Here is a 3,126-nt window from a genome sequence, read left to right as displayed (position 1 = left end):
CCGCGTCGTTTCAGGGGTTGCAGGCGGGCCGGCAAGGCGAAGCTGCGGCGCGGGGCGGCTGGCGCAGGGGCCAGGGACGGCGCTGGCAGCGCCGTGGGAATGGGAGTAGGAGTGGCGGGCGCGGCCTGGGCATCCAGGGCCGGGGAAAGAGCGCTTGAGACGGCAGTGTTCATGGCCGGTTCTCCACGGAATGGCGCAGGCGCGGATCAAGCAGCGGGTACAGCAGGTCCACGGCGAGGTTGATGAGTACGAAGGCGGCGGCCGAGACGACCACCACGGCCTGGAGCACGGCCGTGTCCTGGTTGCCCACGGCCTGCTGGGTCAGCGTGCCCAGGCCATTGAGGCCGAACACGGCCTCCGTCACCACGGCGCCGGCCAGCAGCTCGCCGAACAGCACGCCGGCAATGGTCAGCGTGGGCAGCAGGGCATTGCGTGCCACATGGCGCAGCAGCACCCAGCGGCGCGAGGCGCCCTTGGCCCGTGCCACGGCCACGAAGGGTTGGGCCAGCACGGCGTCGATATTGCGCAGCAGCACTTGGGCCAGCGGCGCCGAGATCGGCACGGCCAGGGTCAGCGTGGGCAGCACCAGTCCTTCCCAGGGGCCGGGATTGATCACGGCGATCCAGCCCAGGCGGAACGACACCACCTGGATCAGCATGATCCCCAGCCAGAACACGGGTACCGAGACAAAGACCGAGGGCAGCGAATACAGCGCGTTGCGCAGCCAGACAAAGGGCGCCAGGCTGGCAGCCGCCGCCAGCGCCACGGCCAGCAGCGCGGCTGCGGCAAAGCCCAGAGCCGCGAGCTTGAGCGTGGGCGGCAGGCTGGTGGCCAGGCCCTGGCTCACCGGCACGCCGGCCTGCAGCGAATAGCCGAAATGGCCCGTGAGGAACTGGCCCAGCGTGTGCAGGTACTGCTGCCACACGGGCTGGTCCGAGCCGTAGGCGGCGCGGATGTCGGCAATCTCCTGCGGGCCCAGGCCCAGCTCGGGGTTCAGGAACTTGATCAGCACGGCATCGCCCGGCAGCAGCTGCAGCAGGATGAACGAGACCGTGAAGGCCGCCCACAGCACCAGGGCGGCCTGGGCGATGCGGCTGAGCAGATAGCGGCGCGGCATGGGAGCGGTTCCTCAGGGTGCGATCCGGTCAGCGCCTGGCCAGCCAGGTGCTGTAGAAGCTGGGCCGGCCCACGGCCTCGAAGCCCACGTCGCGCACCCAGCCTGCGCCCGCAAAGGCCTGGGGTTCCTCGAAGATGGGGATCACATAGGCCTGGTCGATCAGGTAGTTCTGCACCTCGCCGGCCAGCGCCAGGCGCCTGGCGGCATCGGTCTCGGCCGCGATGGCGTCGAACAGGCCGTTGAGCCTGGCGTCCTCGAAGGACTTGACCTTCTGGCTCACGCCGCCCTTTTGCAGCAGCACGTTGCGGTTGGTCGGGTAGTAGTTGCTCTTGATCACGTCGGGATCGGCGCGGCCCACCATGCCGGGCAGCACGCCGGTCTTGTCGGGGTCCAGCGTGTCCACCGCGCGGCTGCCCGCGTCGCCCGACAGCACGTTGAGCTTGATGCCCAGGCGGGCCCACTGCTGGGCCACGAGCTGCAGCGTCTCCTTGTTCTGCGGCTGGGGCAGGGACTCGTAGGTGGAGAGCACGAAATCGCGGCCGTCCTTCTGGCGCAGGCCGTTGGCGCCCAGCGTCCAGCCGGCCTCGTCCAGCAGCTGTTTCGCCTTGGCCTCGTCATAGGCCAGCTTGGCCGACAGGTCCACGAAGCCGGCCGCCGTGGAGGCAATCACCGAGCGCGCCTGCGGATAGCGCGGCGAGAACAGCGTCTCCACGATCTCCTTGGCGTTGGTGCCATGCAGCAGGGCCTGGCGTACCCTGAGGTCGGCCACCAGGGCGTTGTCGGGGCGGATGGCCACGCTGTTGTTCACGCCGCGCGTGGGCGGGGCGTAGATGCTGAACTTCTGGTCCTCGACGCGCTTTTCGTCATAGGCCTGGATCTGGCGGATCAGCCCGGCCTGGCCGGCCAGCAGCGCGCCGATGCGCACGCTGTCCTCGGGCGTGACGATGAACTTCACCTCGTCCAGCCGCGCGCGGCCCTGGTGGGCCAGCTTGGCGGGACCCCAGGCGTAGTCCTTGCGCACCTTGAGCACCAGCTCCTTGCCCAGCGTCTCGCTGGCCACCACGAAGGGGCCGGAGCCGATGATGCGCGTGGCGTCGCCCAGCTCCTCGAAGGGGCGGTCCAGCGTGGCCGGCGAGACCAGGCCCGAACCGATCACCGAGGTGCCCTGCAGGAAGCCCGGCGAAGGCTTCCTGAAGAAGAACTTCACCGTCAGTGGGTCGACCACTTCGCTGCGCTCGTAGTTGTTGATCACCTCGGACACGGGCTGCTTGAGCGCCTTGTTGCCCAGGCCGTAGGTGTCGAAGTTGCGCGCCACGGCCGCTGCGTCCAGCGGCGTGCCGTCGGAGAAGGTGACGCCGGGCCGCAGCTTGAAGCGGTACTCGGTGGCGTCGGCATTCACGGTCCAGGACTCGGCGATCCAGGGCTGGATCTCCAGCGTCTTCGGGTCCTGGTAGGTCAGCTTGTCGGTGATCTGGTTGAGCACGCCGCCATTGGGATAGAAGCCCCCGGCCGGCGGATAGAGGTTGGTATGGGCCTGCTGCTCCAGGTAGACCAGGGTGCCGCCTTCCACGGGGCCAGCAGCCGCGCCCGCCTGGGCCGTATCGGCCTGCCTGGAGCACGCCGCCAGCAGCAGGCTGCTGCCCGCCAATACCGCTATCGCGGCCTTCCATGCCGCCTGACCCGCCTTCGATTGGGAAAACACGTTCGTACCTCGCCGCCGCTGGGGCGCTGAAAAACAAGACTGCCGGCCACAGGACCGGCTCCATGTTTTTCATGCTATCGATGGCAAATATTTGCGTTCATATATCGAGTTGCATCGTTATTTGGAAAACGACTAAGGGATGGGGCCCCGCATATCTGCCCAGTGCATAAGCGCAGACGGATTCGTTTGTTTGCCGCGCATGCGGCGGTCCCAACAATGGGCTGGTACTTCCTTCACCGAAAGCCCGTCCATGAGCCATCTCAACGAATACCTCGCCGAAAAGCGCGCCGCCGTGCTCGCCACGCGG

The 3,126-nt window shown here is 67.9% G+C and carries 2 protein-coding genes; both read right to left on the bottom strand.

The window, feature by feature from the left end:
* Nucleotides 1-169 precede the first annotated feature (169 nt).
* Nucleotides 170-1,117 carry an ABC transporter permease gene (locus tag L995_RS19400; RefSeq protein WP_047473056.1) on the bottom strand — a complete coding sequence of 316 codons (948 nt, stop codon included), beginning with the start codon at nucleotides 1,115-1,117 and terminating at the stop codon, nucleotides 170-172.
* 28 nt (nucleotides 1,118-1,145) lie between these two features.
* Nucleotides 1,146-2,819 carry a TIGR04028 family ABC transporter substrate-binding protein gene (locus L995_RS19395; protein ID WP_043789191.1) on the bottom strand — a complete coding sequence of 558 codons (1,674 nt, stop codon included), beginning with the start codon at nucleotides 2,817-2,819 and terminating at the stop codon, nucleotides 1,146-1,148.
* Between the last annotated feature and the right edge of the window lie 307 nt (nucleotides 2,820-3,126).

Origin of the sequence: Delftia sp. ZNC0008, assembly GCF_000799035.1 — a bacterium.
GTDB lineage: Bacteria > Pseudomonadota > Gammaproteobacteria > Burkholderiales > Burkholderiaceae_C > Comamonas > Comamonas tsuruhatensis.
This window is presented reverse-complemented; position numbering and strand designations above follow the sequence as displayed.

Bases quoted from the DNA above. Each gene is read 5' to 3' on its own strand.
- L995_RS19400 (WP_047473056.1), bottom strand. From the start codon at position 1,117: ATGCCGCGCCGCTATCTGCTCAGCCGCATCGCCCAGGCCGCCCTGGTG.